Below are 22,382 nucleotides of genomic sequence, written 5' to 3' on the forward strand. Positions count from 1 at the left end.
ACGGGAAAGGTATGGGAATGTGGGATAAAAAGGAAAAAACAGAATCAATCAAGAAAAGGGTCCTTGTATTCCTGGGGTTTATCCTGGCGGTATTCCTGCTCTCCAATCTGTATTCCATAAAAAACAGCCAGAGGTTTGAGCGGCAGTTGGACCAGCTTGTGGAACGCTATTACACCATCAATGAATTTATATCGGTTTATAATGGCAATATGGAGATGTGGCAGCGGTATCAGCGGGACAAGGGGGAGAACAGCTGGAGCATGTTCGTTTCCTCCGGCAGCCGTCTCAAGGAGCTGCTGGCACAGATGGTCCGGGACGCGGATGAGATGTCTGAGGAAGGTTTCCTGCGGGTACAGTCCATCCGGAACCTGTATTATCATTACGAAAGCCTGGCGAGGGCGCCTTTAGAGCCAAAGGACGAGATGAAAAGGGAGCTTCAGCTCTGGGAAATATCGGAGCTTATGAAGCGGTATACGGAGGAGCTTCTTCAGGACAATCTTACATTTGGAAACAGGATCCATGAGGATATCCGCCATAATGTGGCTCTGGGGCAGAAAAATGCATTTCTTCTCATGGCGGCGGTGGCAGCGGTATGTATGATCTTTGGCCGGTACATCACAAAATGGCTTTTAAACCCCATTCTGGATCTGGCAGCTTTTGTGCGCCAGGTGGGGAAGGAGAATTTTGACGTGGAGGAGCTGCCGGTCAGGAGACGGGATGAGATCGGCCAGCTAAACCTTGCTGTGAACCAGATGAAGGACAGTATGGAGTCGGTCATCACCACGCTCCACGAGAAGCAGGAGCTGACAAAGCTTTTATACGAACAGGAAATGGAGCTGGAACGGGCCAGGTTTTTAGCCCTTCAGTCCCAGATCAACCCGCATTTTCTGTTTAACACCTTAAATGTCATCAACGGGATGGCGGACATGGAAGGCGCCGGTACCACCGGAGAACTGATCCGAAGCCTGTCCCGGCTGTTCCGCTACAGTCTGGAAAACCGTTCGGACCGGGTGCCGCTTTATCAGGAGCTGACCATGATAAAGGACTATATTTATATTGAAAAAAAACGCTTTGGAGACCGCCTGGATTATGTCCTGAAAGCGGATGTAGACTTGGAAACCTATGAGATCCCGTCCTTTACGTTGGAGCCCCTGGTAGAAAACAGCATCCGGCATGGCATTCTTGTAAGGCCGGAAGGCGGCGTGGTGGCGATTCGGATCATGGAGCGGAAGAAGGAGCTGGTGATACAGGTTCTGGATAATGGGATCGGGATGGAAAAGACACAGAGGGACAGGCTTCTTGAAGGCAGAGAACGGCAGGAGAGCAGTTCTTCCGGGATTGGCACAGGCAATGTGTTCCGCCGCTTGAGGCTTATGTTCCCTGAGTGCCGCATCCGCCTGCTGGGCCGGAAAGGGCGGGGGACCTGTGTGGAGATCCGGATAAGTAAAAAGGAGTGCAGGCGATATGAAGATTCTGATAGCTGACGATGAAATGATATCAAGAGCGGCCGTTAAGCGGATGATCCGGAATTACTGTCCCTGGGCCGGGCCGATAGAAGAAGCGTCTAATGGGCGGGAAGCCGTTGAACGTGCGATGGAGCTGGATGCGGATGCGGTGCTTATGGATATAGAGATGCCGGAGCTGGATGGCATGGAAGCCGGCCGGCAGATCAGGCAGTGGAAGGAAGGCTGCGTGATCATTTTCCTGACGGCCTTTGCCACATTCCAGTATGCCAAGCAGGCTATTTCCATGGGCGCCGCGGAATTTCTGGTAAAGCCTGTGGATCCCGCCGAACTGCAAAAGGTTTTGGAGCGGGCCAGGGACTGTATAGATGCGGCAGAAGATAGCAAAGGGAGTATGGCAGCAGGGAACCCCAGAGATACGGCGGAGAGCAGCAGGGATACAGCGGAGAGCAGCATATATGCGGCTGACAATGGTGTACAGGGGTCCAGAGCGGTTAAGATCACTCAGGAGGGGAAGAAATACATGGATCTCCACTATATGGATGATATCGGGGTGGATACCATGGCCCGCATGTACCAGGTCTCAGCAAACTATTTTAATAAAATGTTCAAGCAGGCTTACCATATTTCCAGCAAGGAATATCTGATCAATATCCGGGTGGAGCATGCCATGGAATATCTAAGGGACCCGGCCTTTACCATACGGGAGGCCGGAGTCATGGTAGGGTATGAGGATTCCAATTATTTTACCAGGATATTTAAAAAGAAGACGGGAATGACGCCCATAGAATACAGAAATAAGTGTTTTTTCCAGCCGGACGGCGTACAGGGGAACGGATAAGATGAAGAAAAGATGGGGAGGCGCCGGCCTTGTGCTGGCTGGATGCATGGTCATGTCCATGGCCTGCGGGTATTATGAGAGCAGGGAGCCAGAGGCCGGTGAGGAATCAAAACAGTTAAATTGGAACGTGCCCATGGAAAAGGACGGCAAGATACTTCTGCGTCTTGCCAATAACCAGAAGCCGGATCATCCCGCTTCGGAGGCCTGCGATTATTTTGCAGGCCTGGTCAGAGAGCGCACGGACGACCGGATCCAGATCCGGGTCTATCACTCAGCGGCTCTCGGGAGTGAGGCGGAAACCGTAAAAGAAGTGGAATACGGTTCCATCGATATGGCGCGGGTATCCATAGCTCTTTTAGCCGGTTACAATCAGGAGCTTTTAGCACTTCAGATGCCTTATCTATACGAAGATGAAGCACATATGTGGCGTGTCCTTGACAGCAGCCTGGGAGACCGGTATTTAAGATCCATGGAGGAAAAAGGGATGGAGGGCCTGTGCTGGTACGGGGCAGGAGCCAGGAACTTTTACACTTCCGCCAGGGAGATCAAGTCGCTTTCGGATCTGAACAATATGAGGATCCGGGTCCAGGAGAGCAGTTTTATGATGGATGTGATTGGCGCCCTGGGAGCGATCCCTGTGGACCTGCCCTATGAAGATGTGAGAGATGCACTGAAAAAGGGCGAGATCGATGGAGCTGAAAATAATTTCGCCAGCTATGCCAGCGCGGGACATTACCATGAAGCGCCCTATATGATCATGGATGAGCATGTGAGGGTTCCGGAAATGGTCATCATGAACTGCCGTGTGCTGGAAAAGTTGAGCCCTGAGGATCAGGCGATCATCCGCCAGGCTGCGTCAGAGTCCTCCATAAAGCAGAGGGAGCTGTGGGCGGAATACGAGAAGGAGCAGTGGGATGTGCTTAAAAAGGCAGGCGTGCATGTCATTGATCCGGGAGATAAGGATGCGTTCCGGCATATGGTCCAGCCTATCTATGATATGTACGGCGCGCCTTATGAGGACATTCTCACGCAGATACGGCAGATGGGGAGAGCGGGGGATCAGCGGCATTGATTTCACAAGCATTAATTTCCGCAGCATTGTGGCAAATAGCCTTGACATTCAATTCCAGCTCACTTATAATTTAAATCAGAAAATGCCTAAGAGAATGAGAGCAGGGTGGAAACGGGAGACCGCTATGCCCTGCTCTTTTTTTATGGCGCTGCTTTAGGATCAGATCATGGGATCCTATGCGGGGGTGCGTCATGCGAAGGCCAACAAATTAAAATTCAAGGGGGATAAGACAATGGGCAGATATGTAATGGCATTGGACCAGGGGACCACAAGCTCAAGATGCATCCTGTTTGACGAACAGGGAGCCATCTGCAGTGTAGCGCAGAAGGAATTTACACAGATTTTTCCACAGCCCGGATGGGTGGAGCACAATCCGATGGAGATATGGTCGTCGCAGCTTTCGGTGATCATGGAGGCCATGGGCAAGATCGGCGCCCACTACAGTGATGTGGCCGCCATCGGTATCACGAACCAGCGTGAGACCACGATCGTGTGGGACCGCGATACGGGAGAGCCAGTCTACAACGCGATCGTGTGGCAGTGCCGCAGGACTTCGGACCGGATCGAACAGCTCAAGATGGACGGTATGGAGCAGACCATCGTGGACAAGACAGGGCTGATCCCTGACGCGTATTTTTCGGGCAGCAAGATCGAGTGGATCCTGGATCACGTGGAGGGCGCCAGGGAGCGCGCAGCGCGTGGGGATCTGCTGTTCGGCACGGTGGATACCTGGCTGATCTGGAACCTGACCAAGGGCTGCATCCATGTGACCGACTATACCAACGCTTCCAGGACCATGCTGTTTGATATCCACAGGAAGTGCTGGGACGATGAGATCCTTGACTATTTCCGGATACCCAAATCCATGCTGCCGGATGTGAAGCCGTCCAGCTGCGTTTACGGCTATACCTCTGCGGATGTGATGGGCGGGAAGATCCCGATCGCCGGAGCGGCAGGAGACCAGCAGGCGGCGTTGTTTGGACAGTGCTGTTTTGAAGAGGGGCAGGTAAAGAATACATACGGTACAGGCTGCTTTATGCTGATGAATACAGGAAGTACGGCGGTGAAGTCTACCCATGGCCTGCTGACCACCATTGCAGCAAGCACCAAGGACGAGGGCGTCCAGTACGCGCTGGAGGGAAGCGTCTTTGTGGCGGGAGCTGCGGTCCAGTGGCTCCGGGATGAGATGCGCATGGTGCGCTCCGCGTCTCAGACAGAAGAATACTGCATGGCGGTAGAGGACACAGGCGGAGTGTATCTGGTGCCTGCCTTTGCGGGACTGGGAGCGCCCTACTGGGATCAGTACGCCAGAGGCACGATCGTGGGCGTGACCCGGGGAACCAGCAAGGAGCAGTTTATCCGTGCGACCGTGGAGTCCATGGCCTATCAGGTATCGGATCTTTTAGACGCCATGAGGCAGGATTCCGGCATCGACCTAAAGCAGCTCAAGGTGGACGGTGGGGCCTGCGCCAACAATTTCCTGATGCAGTTCCAGGCGGATATCCTTGGGACCACCATCGAGCGCCCGGAGTGTATTGAGACCACGGCGTTGGGAGCAGCCTATCTTGCCGGTCTTGCCATCGGCTACTGGAAGGACAAGGCGGAGATCCGCAAGAACTGGAGCGTGCAGAGGACCTTTGAGAATCAGATGGACGAAAAGCGCCGGGAGCAGCTTGTGAAGGGCTGGAGACGTGCGATCCGGTGCGCGTTGTTCTGGGCTCAGGAGGAGAATAATTAACAGGAAAGAGGGCTGACCAGCGCATATTGCATCAGTTGCAACACGCCGTCAAACTGTCAAAAAAATAACAGGGAAGTATCATCGAAAATTCTTGACAACAGGTACTTTAGTGTGATAGCATCAAGATAGTTTCATATAGAACCTTTGAGATGACAGAGTAAGGTGTGAATGCGGAGCAATCCGTATTTTCTCCTTGCTCTTTTTTTATCCATTGGAAATAATCACCTTGGGATAAAACGTTCCGCCCGGCAGTGAAAGAGACTGGCAGCGGGCGCTCTGGTCATCTTACAGGAGATACGTGATATCAGGAGATGGAGGGAGAAGAACATGAGAAACTTAAGTTACGATGCAGTGATCATCGGCGGCGGCGTGGTCGGATGTGCGATCGCCAGGGAGCTTTCCCGCTATGATATGCAGATCTGTGTTTTGGAGAAGGAGGAGGACGTCTGCTCCGGCACATCCAAAGCCAACAGTGCGATCGTCCATGCGGGGCACGATGCAGAGACAGGTTCCTTCAAAGCGCGTTTCAACCTGGAAGGAAACCGGATGATGGGACCGCTTTCCAAAGAACTGGATTTTGAGTTTGTGAGAAATGGTTCTCTGGTCCTTTGCTTTGATGAAGCAGACAGACCGGCTCTGGAGGCATTGTATAGAAAAGGCGTGGCAAACGGCGTTCCGGAGCTGTCCATTATATCCGGTGATGAGGTGCGTGCATTGGAACCGAATGTATCCGATACGGTAGTTGCAGCTCTTTATGCAAAGACCGGCGGAATCGTATGTCCCTTTGGCTTGACGATTGCCCTGGCAGAGAATGCCTGTGACAACGGCGTCGAGTTCTCCTTCCTGACCCAGGTAGAAAATATTGAGAAAAAAGACGGAGGCTACTGCCTCACAACCAACAAAGGAACCGTCCAGGCGAAGTATGTGATCAACGCAGCCGGGGTTTACGCCGACAAGTTCCACAACATGGTCAGTGAAAAGAAGATCCACATCACAGCCAGAAAAGGCGAGTACTGCCTGCTTGACAAAGAGGCCGGCGGTCATGTATCCCACACGATCTTCCAGCTTCCGGGCGTTATGGGAAAAGGCGTTTTAGTAACTCCTACAGTCCACGGGAATCTGCTGACCGGACCGACCGCAGTGGACATCGATGACAAAGATGCAGTGGCAACCACCGCATCCGGTCTTGCAGAGATCATGGAAAAGGCAGTGAACGGGGTGAAAAATGTTCCGTTCCGTCAGGTGATCACCTCCTTCGCGGGGCTGCGCGCCCATGAGGACAGCGACGATTTCATCATCGGGGAGCCAGAGGATGCGCCGGGATTCTTTGACGCGGCGGGAATCGAATCTCCGGGCCTTTCCAGCGCTCCGGCCATCGGCGTATACATAGCAGAGCATGTGGCAGAAGCGGCGGGAGCCGACAAGAAAGCAGACTGGAACGGGACCCGCAAAGGTTTTGTGCGTCCGGAGCAGATGAGTAAAGAGGAGCGGGCAGCTCTGATCAAGGAGAACCCGGCTTACGGCACCATCATCTGCCGCTGTGAAGGCGTGAGCGAAGGCGAGATCGTGGATTCGATCAACCGTACCCTGGGAGCCACCTCCTTAGACGGGATCAAGCGCAGGGTGCGTCAGGGAATGGGACGCTGCCAGGCGGGATTTTGTACGCCGAGGACCATGGAGATCCTGGCGCGGGAACGCCACATGACGATGGAAGAAATCTGCAAAAATGCACCCGGTTCCGAGATGGTCACCGGTCAGAAATAGGAGGGCAGCGATATGACAGAGCATGATATTGTAATAATCGGAGGAGGCCCTGCGGGCCTTGCGGCAGCAGCAGCGGCAAGAAAAGCGGGAATCGAAGATATCCTGATCCTGGAGCGCGACGGCTGCCTCGGCGGAATCTTGAACCAGTGTATCCACAATGGTTTTGGCCTTCACACCTTTAAAGAAGAACTGACGGGACCAGAGTATGCGGCCCGCTATATCGAGATGGTGGAGGCAGAGAAGATCCCATATAAGCTGAATACCATGGTCATTGATATCAACAAAGACAAAGAAGTGACAGTGATCAACCGGGAGGACGGCTTGACCACCATCAAGGCGAAAGCCATCATCCTGGCTATGGGATGCCGGGAAAGGCCACGCGGCGCCTTGAACATCCCGGGTTACCGTCCGGCAGGTATCTATTCCGCAGGAACCGCGCAGCGCCTGATGAACATTGAAGGCTATGTGGTAGGCAAAGAGGTCGTGATACTTGGCTCCGGCGATATCGGCCTGATCATGGCGAGAAGGATGACGTTAGAGGGTGCAAAGGTAAAGGTAGTGGCAGAACTGATGCCCTATTCCGGCGGCCTCAAGCGGAATATCGTTCAGTGTCTTGACGACTACGGGATCCCGCTGAAGCTGAGCCATACAGTTGTAGATATCCAGGGCAAGGAGCGGGTGACCGGCGTGACCATCGCCCAGGTAGACGAGAACCGCAGACCGATCCCGGGGACTGAGGAGTTCTACAGCTGTGACACGCTTCTGCTTTCCGTAGGCCTGATCCCGGAGAATGAGCTGAGCAAGAACATCGGCGTCGCCATGAACCGCGTGACCTCCGGACCGGACGTCAACGACAGGCTGGAAACCAGCGCCGAGGGCGTTTTTGCCTGCGGCAACGTGCTCCATGTGCATGATCTGGTGGACTATGTATCAGAGGAGGCGTCCCTTGCAGGGGTGAATGCGGCTGCCTACGTGAAGGCGTCTGCCGAGAGTGAGACTGTAGAACATGCGGCAGATGCAGGCCATGTAGTTAAGCTGTCTGCCGAGAACGGGGTGCGCTATACGGTTCCGCAGACTCTGGATGTGGAGAATATGAAGGACCAGATCACCGTTCGTTTCCGTGTGGCTGATGTGTATAAAGACCGTTATATCAGCGTTTATTATGACGGGGAGCGCATCGCACACCGGAAGAAAAAAGTGCTGGCGCCCGGCGAGATGGAGCAGGTAACCCTAAAGAAGGACAGCTTCAAGGATTATCCGGACCTGGAAAAAATCGTGATCTGTACGGAGGTGGAATAAGATGGAAGTCAGAGAATTGATCTGTATCGGCTGCCCCTTGGCTGCCCGCTGACCGTCAGCCTGGACGGTGAGAATATAGAAGTGAAAGGAAATACGTGCAAACGCGGAGAAGACTATGCAAAGAAGGAAGTATTGAATCCCATGCGCATCGTCACCTCCACGGTCCGGGTGCTGGGAGGCATCGGAGAGATGGTGTCTGTAAAGACCAAATCGGATATCCCCAAAGGAAGCATCTTTGAGTGCATGAAGGAGATCCGCAGTGCGAAAGTGCAGGCGCCCGTAGCCATCGGAGATGTGATCATACCGGACTGCGCAGGAACCGGAGTTCCGGTGATCGCCACGAAGAATGTGGACGCAGAGTAATCCGGAGTTTTAAAAAAGTAGGATTCACGAACCTGGGATTTTACACAGGTTTGCGAATCCTGCTTTTTTCTTACAGCATCCTCCGTCGGTTTTTCATAGGCGTACCGAATAAACTCCATAACTGCCTCGCTGCGCCCGGTATAATCCAGCACCAGCAGGCAGTATCCGTCCTCCGCATAAGGTGTTCCGGCCAGGAACCGCGATTGACGTAGATCCAGCAGACAGGCTTTTTCCTTACCGGTCCCGTCCCTCATAAAAGTCAGGTCATCCGACACAGACCCGGCCAGTTCCGGGGGCAGTAAGGATGTCAGGTCCCGCAGTACAAATGAACGCGCATAGTATTCTGCCAGTTCCCGGGGGACCACCAGGAAATCCAGCTCTTTTGCCGCCGTGTAGGCGATGATCTTGCTCTGGCTGGCGGCGTGATACTCCGTCCCGGACTCCAGATTTACAAAGAGAGAATCCTCAAAAGCGATCCGGTGTCCCCTGGGTGTATCGGCATAGACCGAGAAGTCCTCCATCAGCTCCTTTGCCGGAAATAAATTGTGTTCGTCATTGACAAAAAACCCCTGAAGGTCGATGGCCTGATGGCTCTGCCAGACAGTTTCTCCTATATAATAAAGAAAAAGCACAGCCACGAACGCAATAAAGAACCAGCCCTTATAATAATCCAGAATATACCGGACTTTCTGTTTTCTGTTCAGACTATGAAATACAGTATTCTTCTTATGATAGCTCATGATAAATACCCCGATTTTACAAGAATTAAACAAAAACCTTTCTTTGATATTCTAGCATATCCGACAAAAAAATGATATACTGATACATATGATCATGCAGTGATTTCGACACATTACACCAGTGGCAGAACGAACTATACCTAAGGAGGAATCATATGGCAAACTTTTATGGCCTTTTCAATCCGGAGAACCGCTTTTGGTCTTTCATGGAGAAAATCATGAATCTTTGTGTGCTGGGTTTTCTCTGGGCGCTGTTTTGCCTGCCGGTTGTGACGGCGGGAGCTGCCACCTCCGCACTGTTTGCCTATACGCTGAAGCTGTCGGCCGATGAAGAAGGGTATGTTTGGAAAAGCTTTATCCGCAGCTTCCGCGAGAATTTCTGCCAGGCCACTGTGCTGTGGCTGGGAATGCTGGCTGGCGGCGGGATCCTGGCGCTGGATTTTTATATCTGCCGGTTTATCACGGTGGCGAGACCGGTGAGGATGGCGCTTTTCTTTGCACTGATCAGCTTAAGCCTTGTCTATCTATTAACAATCCTTTATATATTTCCGCTGCTGGCGTTTTACCGGCTTTCCCTCAAAAAGATCGTGCCGCATGCATTTATTATGAGTATGGGGAATCTGTTTGTTTCCGTCACAATCCTTGTAATTTACGTACTTGCAGCGCTTTTGACCAGCTTTAGCCCCCTGCTTTTTATGGTTTGGTTTGCGATTGCCAGTTTTTTTGCCTCCGGGTTTTTCAGGCATGTTTTTGAAAAATACCTGCCATCCGAGGAGGAAAGTGATGAAATTTTACAATAGAATGGAGGATAGATTGTGAAAAATAGAACAAACATACAAAAAAGAGCACGCAAAAAAGCCTGGAACTGGTTAAAATAAATAAAAAAACTCAAAAAAAGCTTGAAACTTCATCAGCTTTGTGATACGATTGGTACATCGAAAAAATATTGTCTGCTGAGAGAAAATGAGATTACAGCATATTGGTGATGTACAGGGATTGTATGTTTCCAGATATGGGGGTAATCTTTTTTTATTGCGTTTATACGCAGGCAAAATATCCTTGAAGGGAGAATGGTTTATGAAAAGAGGAATTGCGTTATGTATGGCAGTTGTCATGGCAGTGGGGGCAGTGACCGGATGCAGCGGCGGAGGATCTACCGGTAAGGCTGCGGCGACGGCAAAAGGGGATACAGAAACTACTGCGGCTGCAGAGGTGGATCCGGCGATGTATGAGGTGACGGAGCCGATCACCATCAAGTGGTGGCACGCCCTGGAGGACCAGTACTCAGATCTGGTGAAGCAGATCGTGGATGACTACAACAATTCCCAGGATCTGATCACAGTAGAAGCGGAGTATATCGGTAACTACACGAAGCTGAACGAGGCTCTTGTGGCTGCACATGCAGCAGGAACGGATCTGCCGGCGATCACAGCGGCCAACTCTCCTTATGTTGCGGAGTACGGCGCTGGCGGGCTGACTGAGGACCTGACTCCATACATCCAGGCGAGCGGTTATGATGTTACGGATTTCGGCGACGGTATGATCGCAGCTTCCAGCTACAACGGCAAGCAGGTATCCCTGCCATTTTTGATCTCCACACAGATCATGTATTACAATAAAGATATGGCAGATGAGATGGGCATCACGATCCCGGAGAAATGGTCCGGAATGGACGAGTTTATGGAGAAAGCCACCCAGTACAACGCCGACGGTACCACAAAGGTATATGGAACCATCATGCCGGGCTGGGATCAGTGGTATTATGAGACCTTCTACTTGAACAATGGCGTAAAGATCATCAATGACGACCAGGTTACCACCGATTTAAGCAGCGAGGCGGCCAATGCAGTGACGGCGAAGATCAAAGACTGGTGCGACAAGGGCTACACCTACTGGACCGGTACGGCTGATGACGCTTCTTCCATTATGAGACAGCACTTTATCGACGGAGAGGCATTCTCTGTAGTACATACCAGCTCCCTGTACACCAACTATGTGAACCAGTGTGATTTTGAGATCGGGATGGCATGGCTGCCGGGCGGCGAGAGCACCAGGGACCAGGAGATCGGCGGAAGCGTACTGTTGATCCCGTCCAAGAACGACCAGGCCACCAAGAATGCGGCATGGCAGTTCATGCAGTACTTATGCAGCGCGGATGTTAACCTGACCTGGGCGAGAGGCACCGGTTACATTCCCACAAGAAAATCTGTTCTGACCAGCGAGGAAGGCAAAAAGTTCCTTGAAGATTTCCCGGCATTCCAGGCAATCTTTGACAATCTGGACCTGATCAAGCCGAGGATCCAGCACAAGGCATGGTCTCAGCTGGCGAATATCTGGAAGAACAGTATGGCTCAGCTTTTGATGGAAGGCGGAGATTTAGAGGAAGCCATGCAGATGATGGCGGACGAGATCGACGATGTACTGGGGGATGCCTGATTGAGGTCAGGATCCCTGTGAGAAGAATGGAGGCAGCCTATGAAAACAAAAAAGGGGTTTAATCCGAGAAAGGTATCTGCGTGGAAGGATTTTTCATGCGTGCTGCCGGTTCTCATCTTTCTTTTGATATTTACGTATTATCCGATCGCGGAGCTGTTCAGGATCAGCTTTACGGACTGGAACCTGTTAAATGACACCTGGCAGTACGTGGGTTTTAAGAACTGGAAGTGGCTGTTTGGCGGGTCCGGTACCAAATACCTGTGGAATTCCTTAAAGGTTACCTGCCTGTATTCCGCGGGTGAGCTGACGATCACGCTGGTCGGCGGTATGATCTTTGCACTGATCTTCAACCGCATGTCCAAAGGTTTCTCAGCCATGAGGGCAATCGTATTTATGCCCAAATATGTGGCGATGTCCTCCGCGGCAGTAGTATTTTTGTGGATCTTAAATACCGACGGCGGTATTTTGAACTACCTGCTCTCTTTAGTTGGCCTGAACAAGGTAGACTGGCTGGGCAACCGCCATACGGCGCTGATCTCCGTGCTGATGCTGACGGGCTGGCGGTGCGTCGGTTATGGCATGATGGTGTACTTGTCTGCAATGATGGGGATATCCACCGACTATTATGAGGCGGCATCCTTAGATGGGGCAAATGCAGTGCAGCGGTTCTTCAAGATCACCCTGCCGATGCTTTCGCCCACCACGCTGTTCCTGTTTGTGACTACATTCCTGTCATCCATGAAGGTATTCCAGTCCGTTGATATCCTGACACAGGGCGGACCGTACCGTTCGACAGAGGTATTTGTTTACAATATTTACCGCTATGCGATGGTGGATTTCCGTATGGACAGGGCTTCCACAGTTGCCATATTCTTCTTCATTATCCTGCTGATCGTAACGATCGCGACCATGAAGATATCTGGCGGCAATGTGACTTACGATTCATAAGGGGGAACCGGTATGGGGAAAAAGGGTGCAGCAGACGAGTTTGATGTGAACCAGTCTGCAAGAAGAAAAAAGAGGATGATGGCTGCGGGACAGACTGTCGTGGCGATCATCGTACTGATCATAATTGTATTCCCGATCTACTGGATGCTGGTTTCTTCCGTGAAATCCCAGGAGGAGATCCTGCTTCCGGTGCCGACGCTGTGGCCGAAGGAGTTTCACTTCGAGAACTACATAAACGTCTTAAACCGCGGGAACTTTGCAAAATACTACTACAATACCACCGTAATGACGGCGGGTATCCTGATCGCCCAGGTAGTGACGGGCGTGTTTGCCGGATATGGTTTTTCCAAGGGCAAATTTAAAGGGCAGGGGTTCTGCTTTATCATCGTGCTGGGTGCGCTGATGATCCCTCTGCAGGTTACCTTTATCCCGATCTACATTATGATGGCAAACTGGGGGATGTCCGACACCTTTTTGGGACTGATCCTTCCGGAAGCAGTGTCACCATATTATATCTTCATGCTGCGCCAGACCTTCATGTCTATTGATGACAGTTATATTGAGGCGGCACGCATGGACGGTCTGGGCCGGATCGGCATTATCACCCGGATCCTGGCGCCCATGTGTAAATCCACGCTGTTCACGGTCACGCTGGTGACCTTCACCAACGGCTGGAACGCATATTTCTGGCCGAAGATCATCGCCAAGGGCGAGAGCCACCGTGTGCTTACCGTAGGCCTTGCGTATTTGAAAAACACCTTCGCAGGAGCGGAGGCGATGAACAACCACGAGATCATGGCAGGTGCTGTGATGGCGGTTGTCCCGGTTATCATTCTGTTCTTCATCTTCCAGAAATACATGCTGACCGGATATTCCAAGGCTGCGATGAAGTAAAGTTTTCCTTTTACTGGAATTTGTGGTATACTATGAACACTTAGCAGAGTAAAAGGAAGGCAGGAGCGATATAATGGGGGTACGGAGGATAAAGGGGATAGACCTGGTGGAGGCATCTCCGGTCATAGCTGCGGTTAAGGACGACAGCGGCCTGAAGCGGTGTTTTGATTCAGAATGCCAGGTGGTGTTCATATTATATGGCAATATCTGTACGATCGGTGATATCGTGCATGAGATCAAGGTGCATGGAAAGACTGCGATCGTCCATGCTGATCTGGCCGCAGGGCTTTCATCCAGGGAGATTGCCGTGGATTTTATCAGGCAGAACACCGAAGCGGATGGGATCATCAGCACCAAGCCGATGCTTGTGAAGCGGGCGGTGGAGCTGGACCTGATCGGCGTGCAGAGGACTTTTATCATTGACTCCATGGCGATGAGCACTACTAAGAAACAGATCGACACGTTCCGCCCGGATTTGGTGGAGGTGATGCCGGGGATTATGCCCCGGGTGCTGAAGGAAATCCGGTCCTATACCGACATCCCGATTATTGCAGGGGGATTGATATCTGATAAAAAGGATATCATGGCTGCATTTTCAGCTGGTGCCGATGCGATCTCTACGACGAAAGAGGATTTGTGGTTTGCATAGGTGAGGCATATAATATTGAATTCCCAAAGAGACGAGAGATAAGGGGAAGCGACGGACGGCATGGCCGGCAGTCGCTTCCCCCTGCTTTTTACCCATTGGAAAATATCAGATACTTCGTCAAGAGGGTTCAAAAATAAATGTAAGGGGAGGTACACGATGCAGGGATATTTAAACGGTGTGACGGAAGGTACCGGGGTGCTTCTGGTCCTTTCGGTGATTTTATTTGCAGGTTTCATTATGACGAGGCTTACCAATACCCTGAACCTGCCGAAGGTCAGCGGCTATATCATGGCAGGTATTCTGATCGGTCCCTGCGGTCTGGATCTGATCCCGAAGGATCTGATCGGACATATGGGATTTGTCAGTGACCTGGCGCTGGCATTCATCGCCTTTGGCGTAGGAAAGTTTTTTAAGAAAGAGGTCATCAAAAAGACAGGACCCAAGATTATTGTCATTACCATGTTTGAAGCTTTGATGGCAGGATTCCTGGTGACGGTCTGCGCCCTCGTATTTTTCCATCTGGATCTGGACTTTGCGCTGATCCTGGGAGCCATTGCCACAGCTACGGCTCCGGCCAGTACGATGATGACCATCAACCAGTATAAGGCTAAGGGCGAGTTCGTAAATGTCCTTCTGCAGATCGTGGCGCTGGACGACGTAGTCTGCTTAATGGCGTTCTCTATCGTGGCGGCAGTTGCAAGAAGAGATGTTTCCCAGGCATTTTCCATGTCAGAAGTCATGATGCCCATTGCCTATAACCTGATGGCGCTGGGGTTGGGATTTTTCTGCGGGTATTTCTTGAGCAGGCTTTTGATCCCGGCAAGAAGCAGGGATAACCGTCTCATCCTGGCGATCGCCATGCTGCTGGGCATATCAGGCATCTGTGCGGCGCTGGACATCTCCCCGCTTTTGGCGTGTATGATGTTTGGAGCAGCGTATATCAACCTGACCAGGGACAAGAAGCTGTATCGTCAGATCAATAACTTTACGCCGCCGGTCATGTCGATCTTCTTTATTGTTTCGGGCATGAATCTGGATCTGGCTGCTTTAAAAACGGTGGGAGCTATCGGCGTGTCGTATTTTGTGATCCGCATTATCGGAAAGTATCTCGGCACCTATTTGAGCTGCTGGCTGACTGGCATGAGCAGACCGATCCGCAATTATATGGGACTGGCGTTGATTCCTCAGGCGGGTGTTGCGATCGGTCTGGCTTTTCTGGGACAGAGGCTTCTTCCGCCGGAGAAAGGCAATCTGCTTTTGACGATCATCCTGTCATCCTCGGTGCTTTATGAGATGGTAGGACCGGTCAGCGCCAAGGCTGCGCTGTTCTTATCTGGCTGCATCACAACAGAAAAGATGAAGCAGGTAGAGAATGAGATCGTTCTGGAAAATCAGGGGCTTTTGAAAGAGCCGCTGCCAGGGGAAGAAAATGTGAAAGAAGAAAACGGGACAGAAAATGTGCCCTCCCTGTTGGAAGATATGAAAAGGGAAACCAGGTCTGCTTTTGAAAACCAGGACCCGGACCAGCCGGATTCTGCAGGAGCCCGCCCGAAAAGTGCGCCGACATGGTATGTGGAGAGGGCGGAGGCGTGTTTGTGGATGACGACAGCCATGAGTTGGATGACGCAGACATTGCAGACGTGGAATCCCCGCCAATGGTGGAGCTTCTGGATCAGCCGGATGAGGGCTTAGACGGGGAAACTGACGATGGGGAAGATGCCGGGGATGAAGAGAGCGGAGCGGACGGCGGGGATAATGCAGGTCAAAGACGGAATGCCCGGAAAAAGAACAAGCGAAAAAAGAAAGCAGGGAAAAAACGCTGATCATCGTTGGCAAAGGTTTGTAGGATTTTCCACAGTTACGGCTTGCTAATTCCCGGAAAAAGTATTATAGTAATAAAACAGTACAAGATAAAACGTACACGACCAAACACAAGGAGGAAGTTTACATGCAGATTAGTAAAGATATGTTGATCGGAGAGCTGATCCAGCAGCATGAGCTGATCGCGCCGATGCTGATGCGCGCAGGGATGCACTGCCTGGGCTGCCCGTCTGCTCAGGGCGAGAGCCTGGAGGAAGCATGCATGGTTCACGGCATTGACTGTGATAACCTGGTAGCAGGGATCAATGAAGTCCTGGCTATGCAGAAATAATTCTGCCAGACAGGAATGTAGTGATATGTTAAGACAAAGTGCGTAAGTGACTGGAACTAAACCAGACTTACGCACTTTGTTTTTTGCTGTTTTTTCAAAATCTGTTTCTACTATATTAACTGTTTCTACTATATTAATAGGAGATCCGGTTTCAGGGCTTAAAACCAATACTGCTTTCTATAGAATGCCGAACTTTGCAAAAGCTTCTGTTGCAGACATCCCGTTCTCGATTGCCTTTCTGACAGTCTTTTCACCGGCAGCTTTCTCCAGGGCTTTTTTTAGAACGTCTTTATGGATCTTGCGTGGAATGATCAGGACTCCGTCAATATCTCCAAATACGATATCCCCATCATGGATGGTAACCTGGCCTATCTCAATGGTACACCGGGAATCACATACGCAGGTGCGGATGCTGGAATCCTGCGCCCAGCAGGCTCTGGCAAATACAGGCCAGTTCATGCCCATAACCTGCGGCGTGTCTCTGGTATAGCCATCCAGGACGGCGCCGGCTGCACCGCGTGCTTTCGCGGTCGTGGTCAGGAGTTCTCCCCATAATGCGCTGTTGTGTGCTCCGGTGGCAACATAGATCTCATGTGGACAAAGCTGGTCCAGAGCTTCTGTCAATAATCCAAACGGCTTCTCAGGTGATTCAAATACGTCGTTTTCCAGCACCGTGCAGGCAAACCCTGCCAGCTTCAGCCGGTTGTCAGCGGGATCACCATTGTTAACGGCATAACCCGGAGCCATCGCAGCCAGGGGGCGGATCTCTGCGGGAAGAAACTGATGCGGGTATCCCATCTGATCCAGGATGTCCCCCACCACAGGAGTATACAGCTTATCCTTCATCAGGGCAAACATTTCTTCATCGCTTTTCCAAATCTCCATTTTCATTTATCCTTTCTCAACAAGGCTTGAATTCCAGGCAAGCCTAAATTCCCAGATATTCTTTCACATTGAGGTAACAGATCCGTTCGACCAGCATACCCAGCGTCTCCATATCACAGGGATACTGCCCGTTTTCCACCCATGTGCCGATCAGGTTGCAGAGGATCCGGCGGAAGTACTCGTGGCGCGGATAGGAGAGGAAGCTCCTGCTGTCCGTCAGCATACCGATAAACCGACCCAGGAGCCCCTCATTAGCAAGGATGCGCATCTGCTTTTCCATCCCGTCCGCATGGTCCTGGAACCACCAGGCGGCACCCATCTGGATTTTAGACGGCGTCTGGGAATCCTGGAAATTGCCGGTCATGGTGGAGATGACCATATTGTCAACGTCATTCAGTGAGAACAGGATGGTCTTGGGAAGCTGCCTTGTCTTGTCCAGTTCATCCATAAAAGCCGCCAGCTTTAGGGCCAGAGGATGATCGCAGACGGAATCGAAACCGGTAGCTTCCGCAAGGGTCTCCACCGCGCGCGTGTTGCAGAAGCGCATGGCATTCATATGAAGTTCCATGGCCCAGCCCCGTTTGGCATATTCCCGTCCCAGCCAAAGGAGCAGTTCGGTCTGGAATCCCTCGGCCTCCGCCGCGGTCAGCGGCTGTCCGTCCAGGGCCTTTTTAACAATCTCCTTTACCTGCTCTTCACCTACAGGCAAAAATGGGAACGCCTCCATCCCGTGGTCGCTGGCAACACAGCCGGCTCCTGCAAATTCATCCATCCGGATCTTGAGGGCTGTTTTCAATTCCTCCCATCCGATGATCGGCATCTCCGCCGCAAGGGAAAGGCGGCGGATATATTCGGCCCAGCCGTGGTTTGCAATATCCAGTGCGTTATCCGGGCGGAAGGCCGGCAGGATCTTTGTGCTGAGCTTTTCTTCAACGGCGAGCCTCTCATGGTACTTTAGGGTGTCCGCAGGGTCCTCCGTAGTGCACAGCGCATACACATTGGACTGGCGGATAAAATACTGCGGTGTGTGCTGACCGTCCGACAAGAGCTTTTTTGTCTCCTCCCAGATAGAAGGGGCTGTCCTGGGATTCAGCGTTTCACTGATTCCGAAGTACCGTTTAAGCTCCAGGTGCGACCAGTGATACAAGGGATTTCCGATGGCAAAGGGCAGGGTTTCGGCGAAGGCCAGAAACTTGTCATAGTCGTCTGCATTGCCGGTAACGCGTTCTTCCCGGATCCCGTTGGCACGCATGGCGCGCCATTTGTAGTGATCCCCGTAAAGCCATAGTTGGGTGATATTCTCAGCCGGTTTGTTTTCATAGATCTCCCGGGCGCTCAAGTGGCAGTGGTAGTCGATGATCGGCGCCGGCTCTGCGTACTGGTGGTACAGTGTTTTTGCAGTTTCGTTATAGAGCATAAAGTCCTGGTCCATGAACTGCCTCATCCGTTTGGCTCCTTCCCAAAATGATTTCTGATAACTGTTTCCAGCGCGGCTGCCAGTGCAAGGTGGTCTTCCTTCTCCATGTGGAGCATATCCTTTTTGCTGGGCTGTGCCACCGATGCCGCATTGAAATACAGCCAGTTGTGGTTTGCAGCGTGTTTTTCATAAAAGGGCGGCAGCTGGCGTGAGACAGAAACCGCATCAGAAGAAAAACCGGTGAATATACTGTTTTCAATCCCTTCCCCCAGCTCGATCGGGCAGACTAAGAGTACCTTGGGGACCGGGTATTCCGGGCCGTAATCATAGCGCTCTACCAGTTTGCCAAGCTCCGCAGCGCCGTTTGCAATGTCCACAGGCAGGAGATTGAACCGGTGCTTCATATCATTGGTTCCCAGCATGATGACCACCAGATCCAGAGGGCGGTGGGCGCGCAGGGCAAAGGCCAGATGCTTCCTGCCGTTTTTGTCCAGCTCCAGAGTGTCATCCATCATAGTTGTCAGGCCGCCGCAGCCTTCCTCGATCACATAAAATCCCGGTCCCAGGCGCTCCTGCAGGATGCCGGTCCAGCGGTCTTTCCTTGACCAGCGCCCGCCGGACGGATTGGCCCCAAACGTATTGGAGTCACCAAAGCAAAGAATATTGAACATGATTTTTTCTCCTTATACTCCATAGATTAGATTTGGTAAAAACATAACCAGGCTGGGGAAGAAGACCAGCAGCGCCATTTCGATAAAGATGGCGGCAAAAAATGGAAGAGAATCTTTTGTGTAGCTTTCCACCGGACAATCTATGATCGAACAGACCGGATATATGGCCGAGCCGACGGGCGGGGTAAATACGCCCATGGTAACGATCGTTGCCATCAAAACCCCAAAGTGGACCGGATCGAAACCAACCTTCTGTACCATCGGCAGGAAGATCGGGGTCAGCAGCAAAAAGTTCACATTGCTGTCCAGGAACATTCCAAGGATAAAGAGCCATACGAGAATGATGATCATAAGCAGCTGCGGCTGGGAGGTAATGCCGAAGATTAAGTTTGCCAGCGCCTGGGGAAGCCTGCAGTATGTAACGGCATAGCTGAACGGCCCCGACATGGTGATCAAAAGCATCACTGCGGCGGTGTCGACAACTGCTGTTTTAAGCGCGCCCCAGAATTTGTCCCAGGTCAGCTCTTTGTAGACAAATTTGCCGATGAGGATCGCGTATACCACACAGAATGCGCCGGCCTCTGAGGGCGTGCACACGCCAAAGCGGATTCCGACGATCAGGATGACCGGGAAGATCAGGGCCCAGATGGATTCCGCTAAATTGGTCATGAATTCGCTGAAGGTGATCCTCGGCAGATCTTTGTCCGGCGGGTCAAAGCCCTTCCGTTTGCAGGTGATCCGGATGGTGAGCATCAGGGTCAGCATCATCATAATGCCGGGAATGATACCGGCTGCAAAAAGGCGTCCGATGGAGACCTCGCCTACAAAGCCATAGATGATCAGGCCCATGGACGGAGGGATCGTGGCGCAGATCATGCCGGTTAAGGAGTTGACTGCAACGATATATCCCCTGGAGTATCCCTTCTCCAGCATGCTTGGTCCCAGAAGCCGCGTCTCCATACAGGCATCCGCGGTTGCGGAACCGGAAACACCGCCCATCATGGTACTCATAACGGCAGAAACCTGTGCGGTGCCGCCCCACATGCGTCGTGTCAGGGAAGACGCAAAGGTCAGGATCCGTTTGGTGATCCCGGACTCATTCATCAGCGTCCCGGCAAAAATGAAAAATGGAACCGCCAGAAAGGAATAGGATTGGGTCTGGGCAACAATACGCTGCACTGTGATGCTAAATGGGATGTCGGGAGTGACTGCAAAAAAGGCAAGCCCGGCGATTCCGATCACAAACGCCACCGGCAGGCCGATCACAAGAAAAATGATAAAAGTAAATACCAGTACGGTCATTTTCTAACCTCCTTTCCGTTTTCATCCGCAGGAGCGCGAAAGCTTTTCACCCGCCCGGCGATGTCAATGATCACGGAGATACTCATTAAAACAGACATCACCGGCAGAGCCATGGTCACATAGGAATAGCTGAGCTTTAATGTCTGGAATGATCGCTTCCAGCTTGCGATACTTAGATTTGTGCCATAGTAAATGAATATGAGCAGGGCGATCTGTATCACAATGTCGAGAAAGATTCCAAGTGCCCTCTGCACCGGGACCGGGAGCTTTTTTGTAAACAGATCCAGCCCCAGGATCTTTTTCTTGCGGAATGCAACGTCTGCGCCGATCAATGTCGTCCAGCACAGTAAAAGCTGGGAGATATCGATGCTCCATGACAGAGGATGGCCCGTGGTGCGGGCCACGGCCGACAGAAACACCAGGCCGATCATGAACAGGAAACCACAGCAGCAAATCGTTTCTTCCAGCCAGCAAAAACGCTGGTAAAATTTTTTCATATACCTCACCACCTGATCTGATTTTTTTAAAGAAAATGAGCGGAAGACGCTGTATTCCAAACGTTGGGCTTCCGCTCGTCTGTAATATCCTGAATATCTGCTGGTCTTACTTACTGTACCTTTTCCATCTCGGACTGGAGGCGTTCGCGGATGTCCACCATGCCAAGAGCCTCATAACACGGAGCGGTCGCGTCCTTAAATGCCTGGACGTCCACATCTTCATTGATGACAAGGCCGTATTTGTCAACCATTTCTTTTTCCCATTCCTCGCAGATCCCCAGGGTCTTTTCCTGGAACTCAGTACCCACATCAAAGAAGGTGTCGGCAAACAGCTTCTGGTAGTCTGCAGATAAACTGTCGCGGAAGCCGGTACCGGTAGCGGAACAGCCCACTAACTGGAAATGTTTTGTGCGGTTGATGGTCTTGACTACTTCCCAGAGCCTGGTCGCATAGAAGGAAGAAGTCTGAACTTCAGCACCGTCAAGAGCGCCCTGCTGAATGGAGGTGTAAACCTCATTCCAGCTCATGGGGGTAGCGACAGCGCCCATAGCGTCTACGGATGTGGTGCAGATCTCATTACCGATGGTACGGATCCGCTGTCCCTTCAGATCCTCCGGTTTGTTTACCACTTTATCCAGGCAGAAGTTGCGCTCGCCGGAATACCAGTTGGAGGAGACTACCCAGACGCCCTGATCGGCGAACTGCTGCATCCACTCCTTGTATAAGTCGGTCTGCATAACCTTGTTAAGGCCGGTATAGTCGTCCATTATGTAAGGCATGCCCAGGATACCGAAATCAGGAACGTAGCTGGCAAGACGGCTCGGGTCCGTTATGGTGAGGACGGCCGCGCCCTGCATGCCCTGCTCCAGAAGATCATCGGTATCTCCCAGGGATGAGCTGAAGAACAGCTCCGCCGTAAAGTTGCCGTCTGTGGCGGCCGCCAGCTTGTCCGCAACCGCGATCAGGGACTGGGACTGCAGATCAGTCTCGCTCTGGGTATTTCCGAATTTGACAGAAACCTTTTCTGCCGGCGCCTCTGCTTTCGCATCAGCAGCCTCTGTTTTTGCCGCGCCCGCAGCAGTTGTCTCCGGCGCCTTTGCCCCCGAACCGGAACCACATGCTGTCAGTGACGCCGCCATTGTCAGCGCAAGTGTCAGTGAGATCGCTTTTTTCATGATAAATCCTCCTTTTGGTTATATAGTTTTATGATAAAAGCACGGCAAAGCTGCCATGCCCGTATCCGTAGTTATG

20 protein-coding genes and 1 pseudogene are annotated in these 22,382 nt (G+C 51.9%); 15 read left to right on the top strand and 6 right to left on the bottom strand.

Features of this window, described 5'->3' with window-relative positions; genetic code table 11:
* Window positions 1-17 precede the first annotated feature (17 nt).
* From AB1I67_RS06010 to AB1I67_RS06080, 15 genes and pseudogenes are all read left to right on the top strand, one after another.
* Window positions 18-1,484, top strand: coding sequence for a histidine kinase (locus AB1I67_RS06010; protein WP_367028897.1), 1,467 nt, complete (start codon window positions 18-20; stop codon window positions 1,482-1,484).
* Window positions 1,465-2,304 (top strand): response regulator, encoded by an 840-nt coding sequence (locus AB1I67_RS06015; protein WP_367028898.1) that lies wholly within the window; start codon window positions 1,465-1,467, stop codon window positions 2,302-2,304. Before AB1I67_RS06010 ends, AB1I67_RS06015 begins: the two co-directional genes overlap by 20 nt.
* 1 nt (window position 2,305) lies before the next feature.
* A complete protein-coding gene (locus AB1I67_RS06020; RefSeq protein WP_367028899.1) occupies window positions 2,306-3,376 on the top strand; it encodes a TRAP transporter substrate-binding protein in 1,071 nt (356 codons plus the stop codon).
* Between the two features lie 232 nt (window positions 3,377-3,608).
* A complete protein-coding gene (gene glpK, locus AB1I67_RS06025) occupies window positions 3,609-5,114 on the top strand; it encodes a glycerol kinase GlpK (RefSeq protein WP_367028900.1) in 1,506 nt (501 codons plus the stop codon).
* A 327-nt stretch (window positions 5,115-5,441) separates the two neighbouring features.
* A complete protein-coding gene (locus tag AB1I67_RS06030; RefSeq protein WP_367028901.1) occupies window positions 5,442-6,878 on the top strand; it encodes an NAD(P)/FAD-dependent oxidoreductase in 1,437 nt (478 codons plus the stop codon).
* 12 nt (window positions 6,879-6,890) lie between these two features.
* A complete protein-coding gene (locus tag AB1I67_RS06035) occupies window positions 6,891-8,177 on the top strand; it encodes an FAD-dependent oxidoreductase (RefSeq protein WP_367028902.1) in 1,287 nt (428 codons plus the stop codon).
* A gap of 1 nt (window position 8,178) precedes the next feature.
* Window positions 8,179-8,540: pseudogene (locus tag AB1I67_RS06040) on the top strand (DUF1667 domain-containing protein).
* A gap of 895 nt (window positions 8,541-9,435) precedes the next feature.
* A complete protein-coding gene (locus AB1I67_RS06045) occupies window positions 9,436-10,080 on the top strand; it encodes a DUF624 domain-containing protein (protein ID WP_367028903.1) in 645 nt (214 codons plus the stop codon).
* A 277-nt stretch (window positions 10,081-10,357) separates the two neighbouring features.
* Window positions 10,358-11,716, top strand: coding sequence for an ABC transporter substrate-binding protein (locus AB1I67_RS06050; RefSeq protein ID WP_367028904.1), 1,359 nt, complete (start codon window positions 10,358-10,360; stop codon window positions 11,714-11,716).
* 39 nt (window positions 11,717-11,755) lie between these two features.
* Window positions 11,756-12,664 carry a sugar ABC transporter permease gene (locus AB1I67_RS06055; RefSeq protein ID WP_367028905.1) on the top strand — a complete coding sequence of 303 codons (909 nt, stop codon included), beginning with the start codon at window positions 11,756-11,758 and terminating at the stop codon, window positions 12,662-12,664.
* A 12-nt stretch (window positions 12,665-12,676) separates the two neighbouring features.
* Entirely contained in the window at window positions 12,677-13,558 is an 882-nt protein-coding gene (locus AB1I67_RS06060) for a carbohydrate ABC transporter permease (protein WP_367028906.1), read from the top strand.
* A 73-nt stretch (window positions 13,559-13,631) separates the two neighbouring features.
* The gene (locus AB1I67_RS06065) at window positions 13,632-14,207 is read left to right on the top strand and encodes a glycerol-3-phosphate responsive antiterminator (protein ID WP_367028907.1); all 576 of its coding nucleotides are present in this window, start codon (window positions 13,632-13,634) and stop codon (window positions 14,205-14,207) included.
* Between the two features lie 156 nt (window positions 14,208-14,363).
* Window positions 14,364-15,899 carry a cation:proton antiporter gene (locus AB1I67_RS06070; RefSeq protein ID WP_367028908.1) on the top strand — a complete coding sequence of 512 codons (1,536 nt, stop codon included), beginning with the start codon at window positions 14,364-14,366 and terminating at the stop codon, window positions 15,897-15,899.
* Window positions 15,863-16,030, top strand: a complete 168-nt coding sequence (locus AB1I67_RS06075) for a hypothetical protein (protein ID WP_367028909.1) — start codon at window positions 15,863-15,865, stop codon at window positions 16,028-16,030. Before AB1I67_RS06070 ends, AB1I67_RS06075 begins: the two co-directional genes overlap by 37 nt.
* 125 nt (window positions 16,031-16,155) lie before the next feature.
* Window positions 16,156-16,359, top strand: coding sequence for a DUF1858 domain-containing protein (locus tag AB1I67_RS06080; RefSeq protein WP_367028910.1), 204 nt, complete (start codon window positions 16,156-16,158; stop codon window positions 16,357-16,359).
* Window positions 16,360-16,536: 177 nt separating this feature from the next.
* Here the strand turns inward: AB1I67_RS06080 and AB1I67_RS06085 are convergent, their stop codons facing one another.
* The 6 genes from AB1I67_RS06085 to AB1I67_RS06110 all read right to left on the bottom strand — a co-directional run bounded on the left by AB1I67_RS06085 (window position 16,537) and on the right by AB1I67_RS06110 (window position 22,306).
* Entirely contained in the window at window positions 16,537-17,244 is a 708-nt protein-coding gene (locus tag AB1I67_RS06085) for an RraA family protein (RefSeq protein ID WP_367028911.1), read from the bottom strand.
* Between the two features lie 43 nt (window positions 17,245-17,287).
* Window positions 17,288-18,688 (bottom strand): glucuronate isomerase, encoded by a 1,401-nt coding sequence (gene uxaC, locus AB1I67_RS06090; RefSeq protein WP_367028912.1) that lies wholly within the window; start codon window positions 18,686-18,688, stop codon window positions 17,288-17,290.
* Window positions 18,685-19,332 (bottom strand): GDSL-type esterase/lipase family protein, encoded by a 648-nt coding sequence (locus tag AB1I67_RS06095; RefSeq protein ID WP_367028913.1) that lies wholly within the window; start codon window positions 19,330-19,332, stop codon window positions 18,685-18,687. The genes uxaC and AB1I67_RS06095 overlap by 4 nt, the downstream gene beginning before the upstream one ends.
* 12 nt (window positions 19,333-19,344) lie before the next feature.
* Window positions 19,345-20,634, bottom strand: coding sequence for a TRAP transporter large permease (locus AB1I67_RS06100; RefSeq protein WP_367028914.1), 1,290 nt, complete (start codon window positions 20,632-20,634; stop codon window positions 19,345-19,347).
* On the bottom strand, window positions 20,631-21,131 hold the full coding sequence (locus AB1I67_RS06105) for a TRAP transporter small permease (protein WP_367028915.1): 501 nt from the start codon (window positions 21,129-21,131) through the stop codon (window positions 20,631-20,633). Before AB1I67_RS06105 ends, AB1I67_RS06100 begins: the two co-directional genes overlap by 4 nt.
* Before the next feature lie 110 nt (window positions 21,132-21,241).
* Complete coding sequence (locus AB1I67_RS06110; RefSeq protein ID WP_367028916.1) at window positions 21,242-22,306, bottom strand: C4-dicarboxylate TRAP transporter substrate-binding protein; 1,065 nt, start codon at window positions 22,304-22,306, stop codon at window positions 21,242-21,244.
* Window positions 22,307-22,382 lie beyond the last annotated feature (76 nt).

This window comes from Clostridium sp. AN503 (genome assembly GCF_040719375.1).
GTDB lineage: Bacteria > Bacillota > Clostridia > Lachnospirales > Lachnospiraceae > Brotaphodocola.

What these genes read in the sequence shown, in the direction of transcription:
- AB1I67_RS06010 (WP_367028897.1), top strand. Translation starts at nt 18, where the DNA reads ATGTGGGATAAAAAGGAAAAAACAGAATCAATCAAGAAAAGGGTCCTT.
- AB1I67_RS06015 (WP_367028898.1), top strand. Translation starts at nt 1,465, where the DNA reads ATGAAGATTCTGATAGCTGACGATGAAATGATATCAAGAGCGGCCGTT.
- AB1I67_RS06020 (WP_367028899.1), top strand. Translation starts at nt 2,306, where the DNA reads ATGAAGAAAAGATGGGGAGGCGCCGGCCTTGTGCTGGCTGGATGCATG.
- glpK (WP_367028900.1), top strand. Translation starts at nt 3,609, where the DNA reads ATGGGCAGATATGTAATGGCATTGGACCAGGGGACCACAAGCTCAAGA.
- AB1I67_RS06030 (WP_367028901.1), top strand. Translation starts at nt 5,442, where the DNA reads ATGAGAAACTTAAGTTACGATGCAGTGATCATCGGCGGCGGCGTGGTC.
- AB1I67_RS06035 (WP_367028902.1), top strand. Translation starts at nt 6,891, where the DNA reads ATGACAGAGCATGATATTGTAATAATCGGAGGAGGCCCTGCGGGCCTT.
- AB1I67_RS06045 (WP_367028903.1), top strand. Translation starts at nt 9,436, where the DNA reads ATGGCAAACTTTTATGGCCTTTTCAATCCGGAGAACCGCTTTTGGTCT.
- AB1I67_RS06050 (WP_367028904.1), top strand. Translation starts at nt 10,358, where the DNA reads ATGAAAAGAGGAATTGCGTTATGTATGGCAGTTGTCATGGCAGTGGGG.
- AB1I67_RS06055 (WP_367028905.1), top strand. Translation starts at nt 11,756, where the DNA reads ATGAAAACAAAAAAGGGGTTTAATCCGAGAAAGGTATCTGCGTGGAAG.
- AB1I67_RS06060 (WP_367028906.1), top strand. Translation starts at nt 12,677, where the DNA reads ATGGGGAAAAAGGGTGCAGCAGACGAGTTTGATGTGAACCAGTCTGCA.
- AB1I67_RS06065 (WP_367028907.1), top strand. Translation starts at nt 13,632, where the DNA reads ATGGGGGTACGGAGGATAAAGGGGATAGACCTGGTGGAGGCATCTCCG.
- AB1I67_RS06070 (WP_367028908.1), top strand. Translation starts at nt 14,364, where the DNA reads ATGCAGGGATATTTAAACGGTGTGACGGAAGGTACCGGGGTGCTTCTG.
- AB1I67_RS06075 (WP_367028909.1), top strand. Translation starts at nt 15,863, where the DNA reads ATGGTGGAGCTTCTGGATCAGCCGGATGAGGGCTTAGACGGGGAAACT.
- AB1I67_RS06080 (WP_367028910.1), top strand. Translation starts at nt 16,156, where the DNA reads ATGCAGATTAGTAAAGATATGTTGATCGGAGAGCTGATCCAGCAGCAT.
- AB1I67_RS06085 (WP_367028911.1), bottom strand. Translation starts at nt 17,244, where the DNA reads ATGGAGATTTGGAAAAGCGATGAAGAAATGTTTGCCCTGATGAAGGAT.
- uxaC (WP_367028912.1), bottom strand. Translation starts at nt 18,688, where the DNA reads ATGAGGCAGTTCATGGACCAGGACTTTATGCTCTATAACGAAACTGCA.
- AB1I67_RS06095 (WP_367028913.1), bottom strand. Translation starts at nt 19,332, where the DNA reads ATGTTCAATATTCTTTGCTTTGGTGACTCCAATACGTTTGGGGCCAAT.
- AB1I67_RS06100 (WP_367028914.1), bottom strand. Translation starts at nt 20,634, where the DNA reads ATGACCGTACTGGTATTTACTTTTATCATTTTTCTTGTGATCGGCCTG.
- AB1I67_RS06105 (WP_367028915.1), bottom strand. Translation starts at nt 21,131, where the DNA reads ATGAAAAAATTTTACCAGCGTTTTTGCTGGCTGGAAGAAACGATTTGC.
- AB1I67_RS06110 (WP_367028916.1), bottom strand. Translation starts at nt 22,306, where the DNA reads ATGAAAAAAGCGATCTCACTGACACTTGCGCTGACAATGGCGGCGTCA.